Origin of the sequence: Spiroplasma endosymbiont of Amphimallon solstitiale (assembly GCF_964030965.1) — a bacterium.
Taxonomy (GTDB): domain Bacteria; phylum Bacillota_I; class Bacilli_A; order Mycoplasmatales; family VBWQ01; genus Spiroplasma_E.
Map to the genome: position 1 here is coordinate 1,742,296 of NZ_OZ034999.1, position 20,433 is coordinate 1,762,728.

Below are 20,433 nucleotides of genomic sequence, written 5' to 3' on the forward strand. Positions count from 1 at the left end.
TCAAATATTTTAGAAAGGTGGTGAATATTATGTTAAGTCTATTTAAAAGAAAAGAAAAAAGTAATATTAGTGATAATCAAAATGAAAAAGTAAAATTTTTAACTAATAAAAATAAAAGTACACATACTTCAATTTTAAATTATTTTGGTTTTAATGATTTTAATCATGAAACTTATTTTACTGATTTTGTAGCAGAAAATAATTTTAATTATGTAGAAAAGTATGGATGACCAAAAATTATTCATCAATTTACACTTAAAATATTATTTTTAATTAAAAATTTGTTAAAAGTAACATTATTTAGTGTAAAAATTCTCTAAAAATAACACTTTATCATGTATCATTACTTTTCTACAAAATTAAAGGAAAATAATGCTAATTTATATAATGCTCCATTAGAAATAAATAATGAAACTATTAAACAATATTTAATTCAACAAGAATTTTATAGAAAAAATTGAAATTCTATTTTTAAATTAAGTAAATTAGGAATTAGTGGTTATTTAATTTATATTGCAAATGATGATTTATATTTTCAATTAGTAGATATACAACAAAGAATTTATGATATTACTGGTAAATTAATTGAATGTACTATTTTTTATGATAATTATGAACAAAATGCACAAACTGTAAGATTATTTGAAGTTTATACATTAAATAATAAACAAGTAACTATTAATCGTGCAATTTACAGTATTAGTGATAATAAAAAACAATTTCCCTTAGATTTTAGAATATATAATAATAATCCTAATTTATCACAAGAACAAACATTAAATATTAACTATATACCAATAGCAATTATGCGAAATAAAGCAAATGAATTAGCAGATTGTAATAAAGTAATGGATAAAATTAAAGCATTAGATGTTATCTATGAACAAATTGTTTTAGATACAATTTTAAATTCGCCTAAATTTATATTTAGTCAAACTTATGGTAATGTTCAATCAACATTAGAAGAAGCAGTAAGAACTTTGGTTACTAAAAACTATATATTTAAAAGCGGTGGAGATAATAATGAACAAAACGAAAATATCAATATGACAAATAGTAATTTTAAAGGTAAAAATTTAACTGATATATACGATTGAAATGTTAATGAAATATCTAAACGTTGTGGTATTCATATACCAAGTCAAAAGAAATCTGCACAACAATCAGTTCCCGAAAGTACAGCAGTAAATATTTCAACTATTAATTATATTGAACAAAAATTATGACAATTTAATATTGATATTCTTAAATTTATTCAAATATTAGTGAGAATTGATAAAGATTTATTAAATAGTAAAACATTTAATATTAATTATGATCAAGAAATTAATAATTTAACAGTTAAACTAAAATTATTTAATCCAGAAAATAACCAATTAATAGGAGAAAACAATGGACAACAACAAACCACAAACCAAATTTCCACAGAAACAGAAGCAAACTAAACTTAATCAAGCAAAAGTAGAAAATGATTATTTAATAGATAATATTCCTTATGATTTTACAAATATGATGAGTGCTACTAGTGACCCAGATATTAATAGAGCATATGATGAATTTAAAAAAAGAACTATATATATTTATGAAATTGAACGTTTATTTAAAAATAATGAAAATAATAGTTTAAAATTTTCAGCAAATACTATTAAAATTGGTTTTATTGATATTGATAAAGTATTAAAAACTACTGCTGTTGAAACATCAGACTTTACTATGCAATTAAATCAAAGAGCAAGTACTAATATTAATGATAATACTATTGAATATAGTATGACTGATATTAAAAATTTAATTTTTCAAGAAATAAATTTATTAAATCAATTTAAATTATATGCAGTATCTATTAATGAACCATTAAATGAAAATAATATTGATAATTTATATATTATTAATAATTATTCACAACCTTATCAAAATCCAAAAACTAGAAGTACTAAAAGTATTACTATTATTAAAATTAAAGATTTTAAAACAAGAGATGGTTATCCAATAATTATTAAATTACAAAAACCATTAGATAAAGATACCAAAGTAATTGGTTTAAAAATTAAAGCCCCTAGAAGCATGATTTTCGGCAATATAAAGGTGCTTGGTGAAGTTGACAATATGGAAGTATACCCAAAGTTATTTGTTAAAGATAAGATAGCATTTCCGTTATTATCAATGCCTATTGAAACTCAACCAAAAGTTAGAATTCTAGAACAATGATTTAGTGAACAAATATTACCTTGAAATCTTGCAAAACAATTCATAGGACAAGAAAAATCAGTTTTAGATTTAATTGCTATTGGTGGTGGTACTAAAACAAGAAAAGAAATTTTTAATAATGCAAGAGTAACACATGCTTGATTAGGTTATGAAATGGGTACTGTTTGAAATGGTCAGTGACCATTGAAAAAACAAAAAGAATTAAAAGACAAAGAAGTTTGAAATTTTCCGGGTGAAAGTCAATTTTATCAATATGTTGCAACCAATAACAGATTTGACGATATAGAAATTGAAATACAAGATGCGCCAACAGTTGATAGTTTACAAAAAGTATTATTAGATATGTTAACTTATACGTATACATATAATAGAAATTTTGATGGTGTATCTTTTAATCAAGATGATGTAAACTGAGATATTGCTAAATTACGTGCTAAGTTTGAAGGACAAAAACCTGATGAAGTTATTACTAATTTATTTAAACAATGAGAATTAGATTATCCAAATTATGTTAGTTTACCACAAATTAAAAGTTTTAAACAATTAGTTATTATGTTATCAAAATATATTTATTCAACATTATCAATTAATAAAGGATTAAATGATGATTATAAATTATTATTACCATATTATTTTGAATTAAAATCAAATCCTATTCATTCTACACCAGATAAAGTTTGAGAGTTTAAGGATGTAAAAGTAATATTAAAATCTGAGTATTTTGATTTTACAGATATAAATAATATTAAATTAAAAAATAATGATATTAGTCAAAATGAACTATTTAAACTAGATGATAATCAATTTAACTGATTATCTATTACTAATGAATTAGAAAGTAATAACATACCTTCCTTAATCCCTGCTGATTGAACATTAGGAAATGGTGAATATGGAAAATACTTTACAAGAGTAATTATTGAGAAAAATAAAATTGAAAATTTTTTAAATTTATATGGTTCAAATAAATCACAATTATTTTCTAAATTAGAATTTTATAAAGAAATTTCACAAATTGATAATAATAGTGAATTTGAATTACAAATTGAAAACCCGATTAATAACTTAAATCGGGTAGAAATTAGTGGCATATTTGGTTCTGGAAATTATGATATTATTTTAATTACTAATAAACAAGAAATAAATTTAAAAAATATTAATTTATTTGATAAATATAATGAAAATATTTCTTATATAAATCTAGAGATTTAATTATCAAAATATCCATCTGGATAAATACCATCCCATTTTATATCTTCTTTTAAAGAAGGATTAATTCCAAAATATAAATATATTTTACGAAAATCATTTCTTTTGTGTTCTCATATAGTTGCCCCCCCCAGACTGCTGTATGGTCTGGTTTTAAATAAAAATTTAATTTTTGTCTTCCGTCTTTACATGCAAAGCCTAAGGCAATACATGCAAAAATTAATGCTATAATAGTTGTTATTTTATAGAAATTTCCTTTAATTTTGTAGAAAAGTAATGATACATGATAAAGTGTTATTTTTAGAGAATTTTTACACTAAATAATGTTACTTTTAACAAATTTTTAATTAAAAATAATATTTTAAGTGTAAATTGATGAATAATTTTTGGTCATCCATACTTTTCTACATAATTAAAAGAAATTTCTTTTTATTCATTTTTTTATTTTAGAGTTTATTTTTTCTTGTTGTTGTTTAACTTCATTTTGTATATTTTTTAATATTTCTTTACTATCTTGCATTTTAATTACTCCTTTTTTTACTATTAATGTAAGTTTTTTGTATTGTTGTCTGTTAAAAGCATATCCATGAACTTTTCAATATCTTCTTCTTCAAAAGTATCTTTTAAACAATTAAAACAAAAACGTGAATATCTATCATTCATCTTTAATCTAAAACAATAGGCACAAGCAGGATAATCACACATTATACAATTTCTGTTAGCAGGTCTATTACAAAATTTTGACATTACAAACTGACATTTATTATCTTTGATATGCTGTTCATATTTTTTTCAAAATTCTTTTTCTTTTTCTTTGTTAATCATAATTTATTCTCCTTTTCCCTTAATTTTACTTATAAATTGTACTATTTTTGATTATTTTTACAAGTATGCTTTTAAATGCAAAATAACGCCTAAATTAAAGGCGTTTATTTTATGATACCTATACTATTAATTATATTGAAATTGTTTATTATATTTTAAATATGAAAGTCGTTTTTTAAAAAGTTTTGATTTAATTTTAAATTACACTTATATATGTTTATAATAAAAAAGTAAATTAATTTTTTAAATATATTTACAATAAATTTAAAATTTAAAAAAAGTTAGGAGAAAAAATATGAGTTTTAATTATTTATGAACTTTAAAAGAAGCAACAAAAAGAATGTATCAATCATTTAGAGATGATGTAAAAAATCAATGAGAAAAAACAGATTGAAGAATCTTAAAAGAAAGAGATAGAAAATATATCCCCGTTAAAATTAAAACAAGAACTAGAAATACTATCAATGGTCTTGTTACTTATAAATGTCGTGATTATAAATATTATGATGAACAATTAAAAAAATGAGTTCCTATTTGTTTATTAGATGAAAAATTGCAATTACCTAAATACAAAAGGACTTGTCAAGATATCAAAAATAATGTTATTGAACATTTTGCAGATGGAAAAAGGTATATTGACATTTTACATACTATGAAACAAACAAAATTTAGCACAACAAGTATTAGTAGATTATTTCAAGAATATCAAGTTAGTAAATTAGATGTTCCTAAAATAAAATTAGAACTAAATCAATTTATTTATATTAGTATTGATGATGGACATCGAAAGTTTTGAAAATTTAAACGAAATTCTGGTAAATATTCAATGCGTTTAGTGTTATTTTGTACAGATAATGTTAATCATAAATTAGTTAATAAAAGAGTAGATGTAATAATAAGACCAACAAAAACTAAAATTGGAGTTCAAAAAACTGCTGAATTTATTTTAGAACAAGGAAATAGATTTTTTGAAAATTTTGACCAAGCAAAAATCATTATTTGTGGAGATAGTGCAGAATGAATTAAAGATGTTGCTAATTATTTAGATGCACAATTTGTTTTAGATAAATTCCATTTAGTTAAAAAGTTGTATGTAGGAATTATTGCTGGAAACAAAGGAAAATATTTTGAAGAATATAATACTTGTAGAAACTTTATTCAAAATGGTCAATATGATGAATTAATAAAGTATATGAATAAAATATTAAAAAATCATAAAAAATTAAAAAAACAATATTTTAAAAATAATAAACAAGGAATTGAAAATCAAGGTGCAAAATGAAATATTGGTACTTTTGCTGAAAGTAATATTTGATATATTTTAAAAGAAATGCTTGGTAATAGAACATATAGCATAGATATTTATATTAAAATGGTTATTTTTAGGTGTAATCTTGTGAATTCTAAAACATAATCAAAATTTTTATTTTTATTAAAATATTAAAAACTTATTAATTAAAAGTTAATAAGAATTTTTGTTGTGTATTTATATTAAATTTTCTTATTGATTTTTTAATATTTGTATTTTAATTGAAATTAATTTAATTTAGTAGTAATATTTATTTACAATTGCATATAATTACAATTATTTCTTGTCTATAATTTAAAAGAAATGTTTAAAAAGTAATTATATCCTCCGTTTTTGTTACCGTCCCTTTTTATTTACCTGAATTGTAAAATTAAAAAGGACACTTATATAAAAATTAAATTGTGTTAATTCTATAATTAAGAAAAGAAAGGAATTAGCACAATGTATAAGTATCTGACTATTGAATCAATAATAGCAATAAAAGAATATAAAAGTTATGGATTTTCGATTCGTAAAATAGCAAAAGCCATTGATTATAGTAAATCAACTGTACATAGAGTTTGTAGATTATTAAATCAAAACTTATTACCATTAGAAATATTGAATAAAATTCAAAAAAATAAACAAAATGCAGGTAGAAAATTAATAATTTTAACTTTAATAGAAATTAATACTATTAATCATTTGTTAATTACTAAAAATTATGCTCTTGATATAATTGCTAATTTTTTAAAGGAAAATAAAATAAAAAGTATTTCAACAAAAACTTTATATAACATGTTTAAAACAAATCGAATGGGTTTTGATGAAAATAACTTATTGAGAAAAGGAAAAAATAAACCTCACAAACAAAAAGAAACTAGGGGCAGAATTAATAATTGTAAGTCTATTCATGAAAGAAATTTAATCATTCCTAATATTAAAAATATAGAAGAATTTGGTCATTTAGAAGGTGATACTATCATTGGTAAAGATCATAAAAGTTCTATTATTACTTTAGCTGATATATGATCAAAAACCACAATTCCTTTAGCAACTAAAAATAATAAATCAGAAAATATTACAAAAAGTATAATAAAATTTATTTCAAAGTTACAAAAAGGAACAGTTAAAACTATTACTTTTGATCGTGGTAAAGAATTTAGTAAATGAAAATTAATCGAAAAAAATTGTAATGTTAAGATTTATTTTGCAGATCCTGGTAAACCTTGTCAAAGAGGTTTAAATGAAAATAATAATGGTATTTTAAGAAGATATTTACCAAAATCTACAGATCTATCTTCATATAAACAAAAAGATTTAAATACTATAGCATTTCAAATTAATTCTACACCCAGAAAATCACTATCTTATAAAAGACCAATAGATTTAATACAATTATTTTAAAAAACTGTCCCATTTATATTTACAATTCAGGTTATATAAAAATGGTTATTTTTAATTAAAAATTTGTTAAAAGTAACATTATTTAGTGTAAAAATTCTCTAAAAATAACACTTTATCATGTATCATTACTTTTCTACAAAATTAAAGGATTTTTTTGCATTGGAAATTAAAAAAACTACTGAAAATTGTGATAATTTAAAAAATAGTTTAAATAAAAAAAATTCAAAAAAAGAAGAACAAAAAATTAAAAATAAATTAAATGAAGAAGAAATAAAATTAACATCTTTAAATGAAGTATGAAAATTAATAAGTACTGAAATTCCAGAGTTACAGCAACCTTTATCAGAAGAATCAAAAAATGCAAGCAAACAAAAATGAGAGAATATGGGCTTAATAGAATCTCAATTACCTTTGGAAACAAAAGCAGAAATATTAAATACAATTTAAACTAATAAGATTAAATTTATTATTGTATCAAGTTTAATTTATAGAAAGAGAGAAAAAAGTACATTAGGAAAAAATAAGAGTATTTATTAATAAGAAAAATGAGAAAATAATACAAGCCATTATGAATAATAACTTAGAAAAAGTTAAATTATTAGTTAGGAATGGTGTTAGTATAAATTATGTAATTAAAGATGGTTTCACTATTTTGATGTTAGCTATCAAAAATAATGATTTAGAGATAGTTAAGTATTTAATAGATAATAATGAAATCTTTATCAAGTAAATGAATATGGACATAATGTTTTAATGTTAGTCGTTTGAAATAATCATTTGGAAGTCTTTAATTTTTTTAATGCAAAATACTAACGATATTTTAGATGAAGAAATTTTAGAACAAAATGAAGATAGATTACCAACATATGAAAGTATATTAAAAGAAAATAAAGACAAGTTACCAATATATGAAGAAGCAATGAAATTTCAACAAAAAATTAATAAATCTGATTATTTTAAAGATGAAATAGATTTGCAAAAGTAATTATCAATGATAAAAAAATATATAATTTTTAATTCCTTTTATGACAATAATAATTTTATTAAAATATTAAAATAAACATTAATATTTTAATTTTAAAAAATGTATTTTTACCTATATGAATTTCCTTTTGCTTTTTATAAAAAAATAAGTTACAATTCTTAGTGAATATTTAATTATTATTTAGTTTAAGGAGAATAACAATCAAATGCGTAAATTAATCACTTTATTTTCAACACTTAGTTTACTTTCTTCTTCTGTGAGTACTATTGTGGCTTGTGGTACTGGAGATGGTTCAAACATTCAAACAAATTTTAAAAACGAGCCATCAAACAAAGATGGTGATCCGTTAGTTGATTATGTTTATAATAAATACTATCAATATGATACTAAACTTTTATACAAACCACTTACTGCATTTATGCAACTAGCAGCAGACAAAATTAGAATTGATCGTAATGCATTAGAAGTTACAGATGCTGCTAGGGATTTTTATAATAGTGATCAATATAAATCAGGTAATTATGAGAGTATTAATTATAATGTTAATAATGATCCAGATAAAGTAATGAATGAACCATTTAGTTGTAAAGATGCAAATGGAAGTCTTTTAGTTTTTGGTTTAACTGATAATGATATATGTAAACAGCAATATTATGGTTATTGATATGTTACATATGAAACAGCAACAGAAGCAGAAAATCCTTCAAAAGTTGCTAAAACTAGTATTGTTTCACCAAAAATTACTGACTTTAAAGATGATAAAAATAAAACCATTATTAAAAAAGGTTGAATTCATTTATTCTTTATAATGAAAGATTCAAAAATGAACAAGACTTTTAAAATTGATTTTAATATTCAAATTGATGTAATTTTTAGTTTATATGTTGATAAAAATAAAAAAGAAATAGTTGTTATTAATCCAAATACTATTGATAAAGCTTTGGGTGATGTTGATTTTCGTAACCCAGATAAAGTGGTTCATGAAAGAATAAATAACATGGCTTTTTCAGAATTATAATGATAAATATTAAAATTGTTTGTATTGGCCAGTTGTCACAAACATATTGAAAATCAGCCGCCAAAGATTATTTAGAACGAATTAAAAAGCGAACTAATATTGAAACAAAAAATATTATCGAATCTAAATTAAATTCAATTCCTAATAATATTAAAATTGAAACCAATAAAATCACCGAATACATATCAAAGAATAATGATTATCAATGATTTTTATTAGATTTATCAGGACAATTAATAAGTAGTGAAGAATTATCACAGATGATTAATAAAAATCAAATTTATCAACAAGGTAAAATTGGTTTTATTATTGGTGGTAGTAATGGTGTAGCACAAATATTAAAAGACAATATTAATTTAATTAAAATTTCCTTTGGTAAAATAACATTACCTCATCAATTATGTTATGTTGTTTTATTAGAGCAAATATATCGCTCATTACAAATACTTAATAATCAAAGTTATCATAAGTAGTAGGTGAAAGAAATGTATAATAAAACTTTATTTGTTGATTCCTCATGATTAGAATTTTTTCAACAAGAATATAAAGAAGCATATTTTACTAAATTATTAGAAGATATTAAAAAGGAATATCAAACTTATCTTTGTTATCCTCAATGAGAAGAAATATTTCAAGCTTTTAAAATAACTCCTTTATCAAAGGTTAAAGTAATAATATTAGGTCAAGATCCCTATCATCAGCCAAATCAAGCTCATGGCTTAGCATTTAGTGTTAAAACAAATACTCCATTACCACCAAGTTTAAAAAACATTTTTCAAGAACTAAAAAATGATTTAAATATTGAAAAAGATAATGATGGTAATTTAACAACTTGAGCTAAACAGGGAGTTTTGCTTTTAAATACAACTTTAACTGTCAGACAAAGTCAACCTAATAGTCATTTACAATATCAATGAGTAACTTTTACTGATCATGTTTTATCATTTTTAAATTTAAACTGTACTAATCTTGTTTTTATTTTATGAGGTAAAAATGCAAGAAATAAAAAAATGCTAATTGATACAGAAAAACATTTTATTATTGAGAGTGCACATCCTTCACCTTTAAGTGCTTATAATGGTTTTTTTAATTCAAGACCATTTAGCAAAACTAATAATTGATTGATTTCAAAAAATAAAACTCCCATTAAGTGATAAAAATAAAAAAATACTAATTTTATTATATGTATTTAAGCAAACAATGTTATGATATATTTGTTAAAATTAATATAGTTTTAAAGAATATTTCGGGAATGGTGGTTATTTAAATGCCCAATAATTTAATATTTAATCACATATTTTCTCAACGATATGATTTAAATACCTTAAATTTATTTAGTAGATCTACAGCTATTTATTTAATTATTACTTTAAGTAGCATAATGTTAGCATATATTTTAATGAATAGTTTTTGAAAATGATTTCGTAAAGATAAATATAAAGGTGTTCGTTTTACTACTAAAAATATTGCTTATATAACAATGTTATCTTCGGTATCAGTTGTGGCAACTATTATTGTTTCTATTACGATACCCATTACAGTATTACCACCAATTAGAATTGCTTTTGAGGGTTTAATGATTAAAATAACCGGTTATATGTTTGGTCCAATTATAGGTATTATTTGTGCTGCAGTAACAGATATTTTAGTAATGTTATTTGTTCCTTCATATATTAGCATTTATTATATGTTTTGTATTATTTTTACTGGTTTTTTGGCAGGAATTGCTGGAATATTTAAAGTAAAACTAAAAGATTATCCATGAGTTATTTTTGCTTTAATTAATTTTTTTATTATTTTCTTTGCTTGTGGTGGCATGTATATTGTTATTTCAGGTAAGCAATTATCATATTCTATGTCAGGAATTATTGTTAATAAATATGTTCTGGCTAGTATTATGGGTGGTGGTGGCATTATTGGCCTATTAAGTATTTATAGTGTTTTATTTTATTATTTATTGAAAAAAGAAATTTATAGAATTAAAGAAATTTTACCAATTATTTTATTAGCGGTAGTAGCCGAGTATGTAACAACAGTGCTTATAGCCTCCTATGCTGATATGACTTTATTTGATCCTAATGCCAAGGATTATGGAGTAACAGCAATTATGAGAATTGTGCAAGCACCTCTTAAAATTATAATTAATTCAATTATAATTTATGTGACTTGAAGAACTGTTAATCCTTTAATTAATATTGATAATAATAATTATTAAATAAAGGATTTTAAAAATATGAATGAAGAATTTTTTAAAAAAATATCTAAATATTCAAATAAAGATTGTTTAAAAAAATTAAAAATTATTAGTCCAAAGTATTTAAACAATAATATTAAGTATATTCATGTAACTGGAACAAATGGTAAAGGTTCAGTATCGCGTTTAATTTTTGCTATATTATCACAAACCTCAAAACAAAAAATTGGTTTGTTTACTTCTCCCCATATTGAGTTTGTCAATGAACGAATTATTGTTAATGATAGAATGATTAGTAATCAAGATTTAGTTCGTATTAGAGACTTGATTTTTGATGATATTGAATATTATCAATTAGGTTTTTTTGGTATTTTAACTTTAATTGCATTAATTTATTTTCAAGAACAAAATGTGCAATGAGCAATAATTGAAGTTGGGATTGGTGGAAAAATTGATCCTACAAATATCATTGATGCAACATATGCTATTATCACTTCAATTGGTAAAGATCATCAAGATAGACTTGGTAAAACTACATCTGAAATATTACATCAAAAATTGGGAATAGTAAAACCAACGACAAAAAATCTTTTTATTTCAGGTAATTTAAATAATAAATTAAAAAAGCAAATTGATATGGAAGGTTATAAACCTATATATTCTCCAAGATTAATCAACCAACCATACTATCAAGAAAATAAAAAATTAGTTTTAACAGTAATTTCAAAAACATTTTTAGAAATTAATATTAAACAAGCTTTAAAAATCATTAATGATACTAATATTAGATTACGATTTGAGAAATATCAAATTAATGATAAAACTATTTATTTTGATGCTGCTCATAATATTGATGGTATTAAAGCATTAATTAAAACGCTAAAAATTAATAAAATTATTCCTCAACAAATTATATTTTCTTGTTTAAAAAATAAATATCCACAAAAATTAATTAGTTGTTTAAAAAAAGTCTCAGATAATATTATTATTTGTAGTAATAGTAATTTAAATAGTATTACTGGTGAATTTTTTGATTATCAAAAAATGATTGAATGTAGCCCTCATAAAATAATTTTAATTACGGGTTCTTGTTATTTTTTAGCAGATGTTCTTAATTATTTAAGAACAAAGAAAATAATTATGATAAAAAAGGGTGGTAATTAAATGAATGTGTTGTTATTGAATATAATTGGTGGAGTGTTAATTTTAATTACTTTTTTATTGATCACAGTTTTTGATTATAAAGATAATAAAAAAAAGATAAAGCAAATAAAATTTATTTGCTTAAGTGGAATAATGTTAGCATTAGCTGTTTCTTTAAATACAATAGGTGCTTTAATGTTAAAAAGTTTACCATTTTCTAAATATTTTGAAATTAAATTGGGTAATTTTATATTAGTTTTAATAGGTTTCTTTTGTGGTGGAATATTAGGATTTCTTAGTGGTATTGCCAGTGATTTTTTAGGTTTATTATTTAGTACTGGTGGTGCATCACCATGTTTATTTTTTACTTTTACTAGTATTTTATGATGTATATTACCTTACTATTTAGTATTAAATTTTAGTAAAATTTATTATAGTAAAAAGACATTTTATTGATATTTGCCAATTGCTTATGCTATTACTTCATTAATTATTACTGGTACTGATCCTATTGCATTAAAAATATTATTTCCTGGATTACCACCTTTATGATTAATGTATTTTCCATTAAGAGTTATAAAATATCCTATTGATTTAACGGTTAATGTTTTTTTAATTATTACTTGTTATTCCTTTAATTTTGTAGAAAAGTAGTGGTATTAGTAAAATTAGCAAAAATATATTTTTATATGGTATTTTTAATATTAAAGAGGTGATTTTAAATGAATAAAAATACAGTAAAAGAAATTTTAAATAATTTGTCTGATAAAGATTTTATTGAGATTTTTAGAGAAAATAAAACTAGAATTAAACAAATTGAGAAAAAAGAAAAATTTGAAGCAGTCGAACAAAAATTCAAAGAGAAAGGGATTCAATGTCCAGATTGTAGTTCTTTTTTGTGTACTAAATATGGTAGTAAAGATTATAAGCAAAGATATAAATGTAAAAGTTGTAATATTACTTTTCATGCTTTTAAAAATCATTATTTTTATTGAAGTCATTTATCTCATGATCAATGAGATTTATTGATACAAATAGCTACTTTAGGTCAATCTGCTTACATTATTTCTCAATTTATTAATACTACAAATAAAACTGCCTGATTTAATCGTCAAAAATTTATGAAATCAACACAATTAGTAAAAACACAAAATCAATTTGTAAAATTAAAAGCTAGAATTGAAGTTGACGAAACTTTTATCAAAGAAATTCATAAAGGAAACTTTAAAGATCCAAATGATCCAAGAAAACAATGAATTGAAGAAAATGCTAAAGATTTAAATTGTTGTATTCAAATGGCAATTGATGAAAACCGAAATATCTATGCTCAAACAACAAATACTAAAAGATTAAATAAAAAATGAGTACAAGAAAACTTAACATCGAAACTTATCGAAGAAAATTCAATTATAGTTTGTGATATGCAAGTATTATATGATACAGTAGCTAAACAAACTAAATCCACTATCCAGCAGTTTAAATCAAAAGAAAATAAAGAATTAAATTATAAAAAATTAAGTAATGTCAGTAAAATACAATCAAGTTTAAAAGAATTTATTACTCATTACCATGGCATTGGATTTACCAATATTCAAAATTACCTCAATTTATGGAAATGAAAATATCAACACTACGGATTAACCCCTTATCAAAAATCCAATGTGTTATATTTCAGTTTGTAAAAAAAATAAATCCCAAAATTTAATAAAATCAAATTTTAAGTCAAGTTGATGACTTTTTTTATTTTACCACTACTTTTCTACATAATTAAAAGAAAAAACCTTTAATTTTGTAGAAAAGTAATTATACATGATAAAGTGTTATTTTTAGATAATTTTTACACTAAATAATGTTACTTTTAAAAAATTTTTAATTAAAAATAATATTTTAAGTGTAAATTGATGAATAATTTTTGGTCATCCATACTTTTCTACATAATTAAAAGAAAAAACTGATTTAAATACAGTTATTATTAAAAAGAAATTAGGTACTATTTACATTGGTCAATTGGACAAACCAAATAAATCTGAAATTTTAAAAGCTATTAAAGATAAAAATAAAGAAGCAATCGATCTAACTGAAGATGATTTTGATATTAAAAGTTTTATTGGCATTACAAAAATTATTATTAATGGTAAAGGTACTTATAAAAATGAAGTTTCTTTATCTTGTACTATTACTAATTTTAAAAAAGTTTCTAATTGAGAAGATAATAATGGTGCAGTTCATGCTCTAGTAAATATTAATGGTGTGCTTTATGTGGGAACATCAATTTTTGGTAAAGGAAATTTATATAAAAGTAATAGTGATGGCAAATTTGAATTAATGAGTAATTGAAAACAAGATAATGGTGCAGTTTGAAGTTTAACAAATATTAATGGTGTGCTTTATGTGGGAACATCAACTACTAGTAAAAAGGGAAATTTATATAAAATAAATACTAATGATATTAATGCTAAGATTGAGCCGGTTTCTACTTGAAAAAATACTAATTGTGAAGTTTGAAGTTTAACAAATGTTGATAGTACACTTTATGTAGGAATAACAAATAATAATGGTGAAGGAAAAATATATAAAAGTAAAGCTGATAAAAGTTTTGGATTGATGCTTGGTTGAGAGAATACTAATGGTGCAGTTTGAAGTTTAACAAATATTAATGATACTATTTATATAGGAACAATAACTTCTGCTAATAAAGGAAATTTATATATAAATGAAAAAAAATAAAAACATAAAAATGATATCTATCAAAAATTATGAAATTTCAAATAATTAATACTTTTTTAATTATTAATGATTCTCTTTGTTAAAGAGAGTTTTAAATTTAAAAAATTATTTTGTTACAGATTGATATTCTTTACAGTATAATAGAGTATATGAAAACTAAACTTTATTAAGAAGGGTTAATTAAATGATTAAAATTTATGATAGTTTTTCACAAAGATTGCAGCTGCTTGCCCCTAATAAAAAGCAAGTTAATATGTATTTATGTGGTCCTACTGTTTATAACTATATTCATGTTGGTAATATTCGTGGTGTGCTTGTTTTTGATGTTTTACATCGTTTGTTAATTCATCAAAATTATAAAATAAATTATGTTCATAATATTACTGATATTGATGATAAAATTATTAAGAAAGCTGCGGATTTAAAAATAACAGAACAACAAGTTAATGAAAAATATACGTTAGCATATTATGAAGACTTAGAAAAATTAAATATTATTTTTCCTACAAAATTACCAAAAGTAAGTGAATATATTTCAAAGATTATTGAATTTATTAATAAATTAATTATTAAAGATTATGCATATGTTACTGCTGGTGATGTTTATTTTAAAGTTAATAAGTTAAAAGATTATGGAAGTTTGGCACATAAAAATATTGAAGATTTAATTCCAAATTTTAGAATTAAAAATTTAGTTACTAAAGAAAATAATCTAGATTTTGCTTTGTGAAAATCAACAACAATAGGTATTAGTTGAAATAGTCCGTGAGGAAAAGGAAGACCTGGTTGACATACTGAGTGTGCTTGTTTTGTTGAGGATTTATTTAATGGTCAAACTATTGATTTACATGGTGGTGGTGTTGATTTAAAATTTCCTCATCATGAAAATGAACGAGCTCAATTTGTTGCAGCTAATAATAAAAAAATGTCAAATATTTGATGACATAATGGTCATGTTAATATTGCTAATGAAAAAATGTCAAAATCTTTAAATAATTTTATTTTGGTTAAAGAATTTTGTCAGCAACATCACCCGAATGTATTGCGATATTTAATATTAAATCGTGATCATCAACAACCAATTGATTTTAATAAGGAAACAATTGAAAATGGATTAGTGTCAACAAAAAAATATGAAAATGTTTTAAAACAATGAACATATCAAATATTTATTAACAATATAATATGTAATAATAATCATCATTCAATTTATTATCAACAAATTATTAAAAATTTATCAAATAATATTGATACAACTAATACTATTACTTTAATTGAAAATATGATTAAAAAATTAAATGAAGCACTTATTAAAAAAAATTTTAATGAAGAATTTCAAGAAATTTTTTATACTTTTACCTTTGCTTTAAAAATATTAGGATTTGATTTTAAAGTTGGTAATTATTCTGAAAAAATTAAAAATAAAATTAAAATATGAGAACAACTAAAAAAAGAAAAACAATACCAAGAAGCTGATAAAATTCGTCAAGAATTAAAAGATTTGAATATTATTTAAAGGAGCAAAATTATGGCATTACAATATATTTATGGTTATCACCCTATTATTGCTGCATTATCAACATCATCATTAATAAAAATTAAAAAAGTTTTTTTAGTTCAAGATAAGTACCAAGAATTGAAAAAAAATTTAAAAAGTGTAAATATTCCTTATGAAATTATTAGTTTACAAGCAATGAATAATTTATTAGGTACTACTAAACATCAAAATATTGCTGCTAATGTTAAAGACTATCAATATTTTTCTTTTGATGAATTAATTAATATTGGTTCAACATCTAAATTTTTAAGAATTTTAATTTTAGATCGTATTTCTGATCCACATAATTTTGGTTCAATGTTAAGAATTGCAGCGGGTAATGACTTTGATGGTGTAATTGTTTTAAATCGTAATCAATCTGAAATAAATGGTGCAGTTGCAAAGGCTGCAGCCGGTGCTCTAAGTATTATTCCAATTTGTCAAGTTAATAATTTAACTTCCGCAATTAATAATTTACAAGAAAAATATAAATTTTGAATTTTGGCTGCTGCTAAAACAGCAAAAGCAATTGATTATTTTACTATTGATTGTAGTAGCAACTTAGCATTAATTATTGGTAATGAAGGTGAAGGAATAAGTCCAAAGTTATTAAAACATACCGATTATATTGTTCAAATACCAATAAGTCCAAAAATAGAATCATTTAATGCTAGCGTTGCTTGTGGTATTATTGCAAACTATATTTACGTTGAAACGTTAAAATTATCGTAAATTTTAAGAACCTATATTTTTTGATAATATTTAAATTTATGAAAAAATAAAATATTATTTTTTTTAAAAAGATACTTTTATATTTTAGGTGTAAATGTTTTTTCTTTATTTATTAGATTTGGTTCTGAAAATTTTCATTTTTTTTCTTTTAAATTTTTGCATATATTTATTTGATCAATTAAATGGTTTTCTAATTTTTTACAATTGTTTTTAATATTTGTATAGTCAGAATTTATCTTATTTATTTTATTATTAATACATTTGTTTTTATCTTTAATTCAAAAAGTAAAAAATTTAATAAAAAAATTTTTATATTTATTTATTTTACTTTTTTCTAATTCTTCTATTTTTATTGTTATTTTCTTTTCTAACATTTCTTCCAAAGTTCAAATTTTTGATCTTAGTTCTAAAATATTTGAAGAAAGTAATATTATTTTAGGAGTGTTATTATTTTCATTAGTTAATTTCTCTAATTCTTTATCTTTTTCTTCACTTATTTTTTTTAATTTTGATAACATTTTTTGTTCATTATAGAAGAAAAAAAACTCGCTATTTTCAATATCTGTACTGTTATTACTTGGATAATGATTTTTTCTACGTTTAAATAAGTTTTTTAAAATATTTAAATACATCTGTTTCACATTTTCCTTTCAAAATAAAAAAACTCATTTACTTTTTATGAAAGTAATGAGTTAAAAACTTATTATTAAGTTTTATAAATATTATATATTATTATAAAATTTATTTGTTAAAGTAACTATATGAATACCACAACGTTTAAATATTTCATTAACATTTCAATCGTATATATCAGTTAAATTTTTACCTTTAAAATTACTATTTGTCATATTGATATTTTCGTTTTGTTCATTATTATCTCCGCCACTTTTAAATATGTAGTTTTTAGTAACTAATGTTCTTACTGCTTCTTCTAATGTTGATTGAACATTACCATAAGTTTGACTAAATATAAATTTGGGTGAATTTAAAATTGTATCTAAAACAATTTGTTCATAAATAACATCTAATGCTTTAATTTTATCCATTACTTTATTACAATCTGCTAATTCGTTTGCTTTATTTCGCATAATTGCTATTGGTATATAATTAATATTTAGTGTTTGTTCTTGTAATAGATTAGGATTATTAATAAATGATTTAAAATCTAATGGAAATTGTTTTTTATTATCACTAATACTATAAATTGCACGATTAATAGTTACTTGTTCATTATTTAGTGTATAAACTTCAAATAATCTTACAGTTTGTGCATTTTGTTGATAACTATCATAAAAAATAGTACATTGAATTAATTTACCAGTAATATCATAAACTCTTTGTTGGATATCAACGACTTGAAAATATAACTCATCATTAGCAATATAAATTAAATAACCACTAATTCCTAATTTACTTAATTTAAAAATTGAATTTCAATTTTTTCTATAAAATTCTTGTTGAATTAAATATTGTTTAATAGTTTCATTATTAATATCTAATGGAGCATTATATAAATTAGCATTATTTTCTTTTAATTATGTAGAAAAGTATGGATGACCAAAAATTATTCATCAATTTACACTTAAAATATTATTTTTAATTAAAAAATTTGTTAAAAGTAACATTATTTAGTGTAAAAATTCTCTAAAAATAACACTTTATCATGTATCATTACTTTTCTACAAAATTAAAGTTATTTTCTGCTACAAAATCGAGGCTTTTTAGAAATCTGTGTATCTTTGTTTTACAAAGTACTAGTTCAGATTAATTCTGTCTTCAAATTTTATCATAAAATGAGCAATTGCTGTATTTCAATTTTGAATAGGCAATGTTCATTTTTTTGTTATATTTTCAATTGCTAAATAAAATATTTTAAAAACTGACATATCATTAGGAAAAGCTTTTTTGTTTCTAATAACTTTTCGTAATTGACTATTAACAGATTCAATAGCATTTGTTGTATAAATTACTCTTTTGATTTCTGCAGGATAACTAATAAAAATCATCAAATTTTCTCAATTTTTATATCAAGATTTAGCAATTTGGGGATATTGTTTATTTCATTTACTTTCAAATGATTCTAAAGCTTGCATTGCTTGTTCTTCACTACATGCACTATAAATTGGTTTTAAATCTGTAACTAGAGTTTTTCGATGTTTGTATGAAACATATTTTAAACTATTTCGAATTTGATGAACAATGCATAATTGATGTTCTGTTTTAGGATAAACTGCTTGTATTGCTTCTGACATGCCTGTTAAATTATCACTACAAGCAATCAAAATATCATTTAAGCCTCGATTTTTCATTTCTGTGAAATTAGCTAATCAAAATTTAGCACCTTCATTTTCACTAATTCATAAGCCTAAAACATCTTTTTTACCTTCTAAATCAACTCCTAATGCTATATAAACTGATTTATTAATAATCCGTTTATCTTGTCGAACTTTAACTACTATACAATCAAAATAAACAATCGGATAAACGCTTTCTAATGGTCGATTTTGTCATGCTTTGACATCATCAATAACATCATCAGTAATTTGACTAATAACACTTTCACTAATATCAGCACCATGATATAACTCTTGTAACTGCATTCTAATGTCAGATAGAGTCATACCTTTTGCATATAGTGAAAGCACTTGTTGATCAAAACCATCAAATCTTCGCTGTCTTTTTGCAACTATTACAGGAGTAAAATCACTATTGCGATCTCTTGGTACATCAATCTCAATTTTACCTTGTTGAGTTATTAATTTTTTTAAACTTGTACCATTACGAGCATTTTCAGTATTACTATGTTGATTTTTTTCATATCCTAAATAATTTTGCATTTCAGAATTCAACATTTTTTCAACTAAACGTTTTGTTAATTCTTTATATAAACCCCCTTCTTTAAAAACTGTTGTTAAATCTTCAGTATTTTCTAATAATAAATCTACTGCTTTTGATATTGGATCATTATTATTAATATTTTGTTTTTTAGCCATCTGTAACTCACTCTTTCTAGTCATTTAATTATATTTACTAGAATTAATTAAACATAGTTATTTTTGTAAGTTACACAGATTACTAAACATTGCCTGAAAATTAAATGAACATAATTTAAAACAAGATAAAATTAATGATTTAGAAGAATTAAAAATACTTGATCCTA

22 protein-coding genes are annotated in these 20,433 nt (G+C 22.1%); 18 read left to right on the top strand and 4 right to left on the bottom strand.

Annotated elements, in window-relative coordinates:
* Nucleotides 1–29 precede the first annotated feature (29 nt).
* From AAHH39_RS10995 to AAHH39_RS11005, 3 genes are read left to right on the top strand one after another with little or no spacing between them, the layout of a single operon-like run.
* Complete coding sequence (locus AAHH39_RS10995) at nt 30–320, top strand: hypothetical protein (RefSeq protein WP_342218101.1); 291 nt, start codon at nt 30–32, stop codon at nt 318–320.
* A 15-nt stretch (nt 321–335) separates the two neighbouring features.
* Entirely contained in the window at nt 336–1,445 is a 1,110-nt protein-coding gene (locus tag AAHH39_RS11000) for a hypothetical protein (RefSeq protein ID WP_342218102.1), read from the top strand.
* Complete coding sequence (locus AAHH39_RS11005) at nt 1,393–3,420, top strand: hypothetical protein (RefSeq protein WP_342218069.1); 2,028 nt, start codon at nt 1,393–1,395, stop codon at nt 3,418–3,420. Before AAHH39_RS11000 ends, AAHH39_RS11005 begins: the two co-directional genes overlap by 53 nt.
* Nucleotides 3,421–3,960: 540 nt before the next feature.
* Here AAHH39_RS11005 and AAHH39_RS11010 read toward each other — a convergent pair.
* Nucleotides 3,961–4,242: a hypothetical protein gene (locus AAHH39_RS11010; RefSeq protein ID WP_281748185.1), complete on the bottom strand. Its 282-nt coding sequence runs from the start codon at nt 4,240–4,242 to the stop codon at nt 3,961–3,963.
* Between the two features lie 295 nt (nt 4,243–4,537).
* Here AAHH39_RS11010 and AAHH39_RS11015 point away from each other — a divergent pair, with 295 nt between their 5' ends.
* The 15 genes from AAHH39_RS11015 to rlmB all read left to right on the top strand — a co-directional run bounded on the left by AAHH39_RS11015 (nt 4,538) and on the right by rlmB (nt 17,273).
* Entirely contained in the window at nt 4,538–5,656 is a 1,119-nt protein-coding gene (locus AAHH39_RS11015) for an Mbov_0401 family ICE element transposase-like protein (protein ID WP_342218103.1), read from the top strand.
* Nucleotides 5,657–5,992: 336 nt separating this feature from the next.
* Nucleotides 5,993–6,937: an IS30 family transposase gene (locus tag AAHH39_RS11020; RefSeq protein WP_342217458.1), complete on the top strand. Its 945-nt coding sequence runs from the start codon at nt 5,993–5,995 to the stop codon at nt 6,935–6,937.
* A gap of 117 nt (nt 6,938–7,054) precedes the next feature.
* Nucleotides 7,055–7,384, top strand: a complete 330-nt coding sequence (locus tag AAHH39_RS11025; RefSeq protein ID WP_342218104.1) for a hypothetical protein — start codon at nt 7,055–7,057, stop codon at nt 7,382–7,384.
* Between the two features lie 118 nt (nt 7,385–7,502).
* On the top strand, nt 7,503–7,667 hold the full coding sequence (locus AAHH39_RS11030) for an ankyrin repeat domain-containing protein (protein ID WP_342219349.1): 165 nt from the start codon (nt 7,503–7,505) through the stop codon (nt 7,665–7,667).
* A 69-nt stretch (nt 7,668–7,736) separates the two neighbouring features.
* A complete protein-coding gene (locus tag AAHH39_RS11035; RefSeq protein ID WP_342218105.1) occupies nt 7,737–7,922 on the top strand; it encodes a hypothetical protein in 186 nt (61 codons plus the stop codon).
* A gap of 205 nt (nt 7,923–8,127) precedes the next feature.
* Nucleotides 8,128–8,940, top strand: a complete 813-nt coding sequence (locus AAHH39_RS11040; RefSeq protein ID WP_342218106.1) for a hypothetical protein — start codon at nt 8,128–8,130, stop codon at nt 8,938–8,940.
* Nucleotides 8,940–9,413 carry a 23S rRNA (pseudouridine(1915)-N(3))-methyltransferase RlmH gene (locus AAHH39_RS11045; protein WP_342218107.1) on the top strand — a complete coding sequence of 158 codons (474 nt, stop codon included), beginning with the start codon at nt 8,940–8,942 and terminating at the stop codon, nt 9,411–9,413. The genes AAHH39_RS11040 and AAHH39_RS11045 overlap by 1 nt, the downstream gene beginning before the upstream one ends.
* A 12-nt stretch (nt 9,414–9,425) precedes the next feature.
* Nucleotides 9,426–10,097: a uracil-DNA glycosylase gene (locus AAHH39_RS11050; protein ID WP_342218108.1), complete on the top strand. Its 672-nt coding sequence runs from the start codon at nt 9,426–9,428 to the stop codon at nt 10,095–10,097.
* A 242-nt stretch (nt 10,098–10,339) separates the two neighbouring features.
* A complete protein-coding gene (locus AAHH39_RS11055; protein ID WP_342218109.1) occupies nt 10,340–11,155 on the top strand; it encodes a hypothetical protein in 816 nt (271 codons plus the stop codon).
* An 18-nt stretch (nt 11,156–11,173) separates the two neighbouring features.
* Nucleotides 11,174–12,298, top strand: coding sequence for a bifunctional folylpolyglutamate synthase/dihydrofolate synthase (locus AAHH39_RS11060; RefSeq protein ID WP_342218110.1), 1,125 nt, complete (start codon nt 11,174–11,176; stop codon nt 12,296–12,298).
* Nucleotides 12,299–12,430: 132 nt separating this feature from the next.
* Nucleotides 12,431–12,931, top strand: a complete 501-nt coding sequence (locus AAHH39_RS11065) for a hypothetical protein (protein ID WP_342218111.1) — start codon at nt 12,431–12,433, stop codon at nt 12,929–12,931.
* 68 nt (nt 12,932–12,999) lie between these two features.
* The gene (locus AAHH39_RS11070) at nt 13,000–13,959 is read left to right on the top strand and encodes a transposase-like zinc-binding domain-containing protein (protein ID WP_342217794.1); all 960 of its coding nucleotides are present in this window, start codon (nt 13,000–13,002) and stop codon (nt 13,957–13,959) included.
* Nucleotides 13,960–14,284: 325 nt separating this feature from the next.
* Complete coding sequence (locus AAHH39_RS11075; RefSeq protein WP_342218112.1) at nt 14,285–15,004, top strand: hypothetical protein; 720 nt, start codon at nt 14,285–14,287, stop codon at nt 15,002–15,004.
* 184 nt (nt 15,005–15,188) lie between these two features.
* Nucleotides 15,189–16,520 carry a cysteine--tRNA ligase gene (gene cysS, locus AAHH39_RS11080; protein ID WP_342218113.1) on the top strand — a complete coding sequence of 444 codons (1,332 nt, stop codon included), beginning with the start codon at nt 15,189–15,191 and terminating at the stop codon, nt 16,518–16,520.
* Between the two features lie 12 nt (nt 16,521–16,532).
* The gene (rlmB, locus tag AAHH39_RS11085) at nt 16,533–17,273 is read left to right on the top strand and encodes a 23S rRNA (guanosine(2251)-2'-O)-methyltransferase RlmB (protein ID WP_342218114.1); all 741 of its coding nucleotides are present in this window, start codon (nt 16,533–16,535) and stop codon (nt 17,271–17,273) included.
* Nucleotides 17,274–17,350: 77 nt separating this feature from the next.
* On the opposite strand, the gene AAHH39_RS11090 is transcribed toward rlmB, so the two are convergent.
* The 3 genes from AAHH39_RS11090 to AAHH39_RS11100 form a co-directional block, all read right to left on the bottom strand.
* A complete protein-coding gene (locus AAHH39_RS11090) occupies nt 17,351–17,905 on the bottom strand; it encodes a hypothetical protein (RefSeq protein ID WP_342218115.1) in 555 nt (184 codons plus the stop codon).
* A 90-nt stretch (nt 17,906–17,995) separates the two neighbouring features.
* Nucleotides 17,996–18,361, bottom strand: coding sequence for a hypothetical protein (locus AAHH39_RS11095; RefSeq protein ID WP_342218116.1), 366 nt, complete (start codon nt 18,359–18,361; stop codon nt 17,996–17,998).
* Between the two features lie 666 nt (nt 18,362–19,027).
* Nucleotides 19,028–20,266: an IS256 family transposase gene (locus AAHH39_RS11100; protein WP_342219350.1), complete on the bottom strand. Its 1,239-nt coding sequence runs from the start codon at nt 20,264–20,266 to the stop codon at nt 19,028–19,030.
* Nucleotides 20,267–20,433 lie beyond the last annotated feature (167 nt).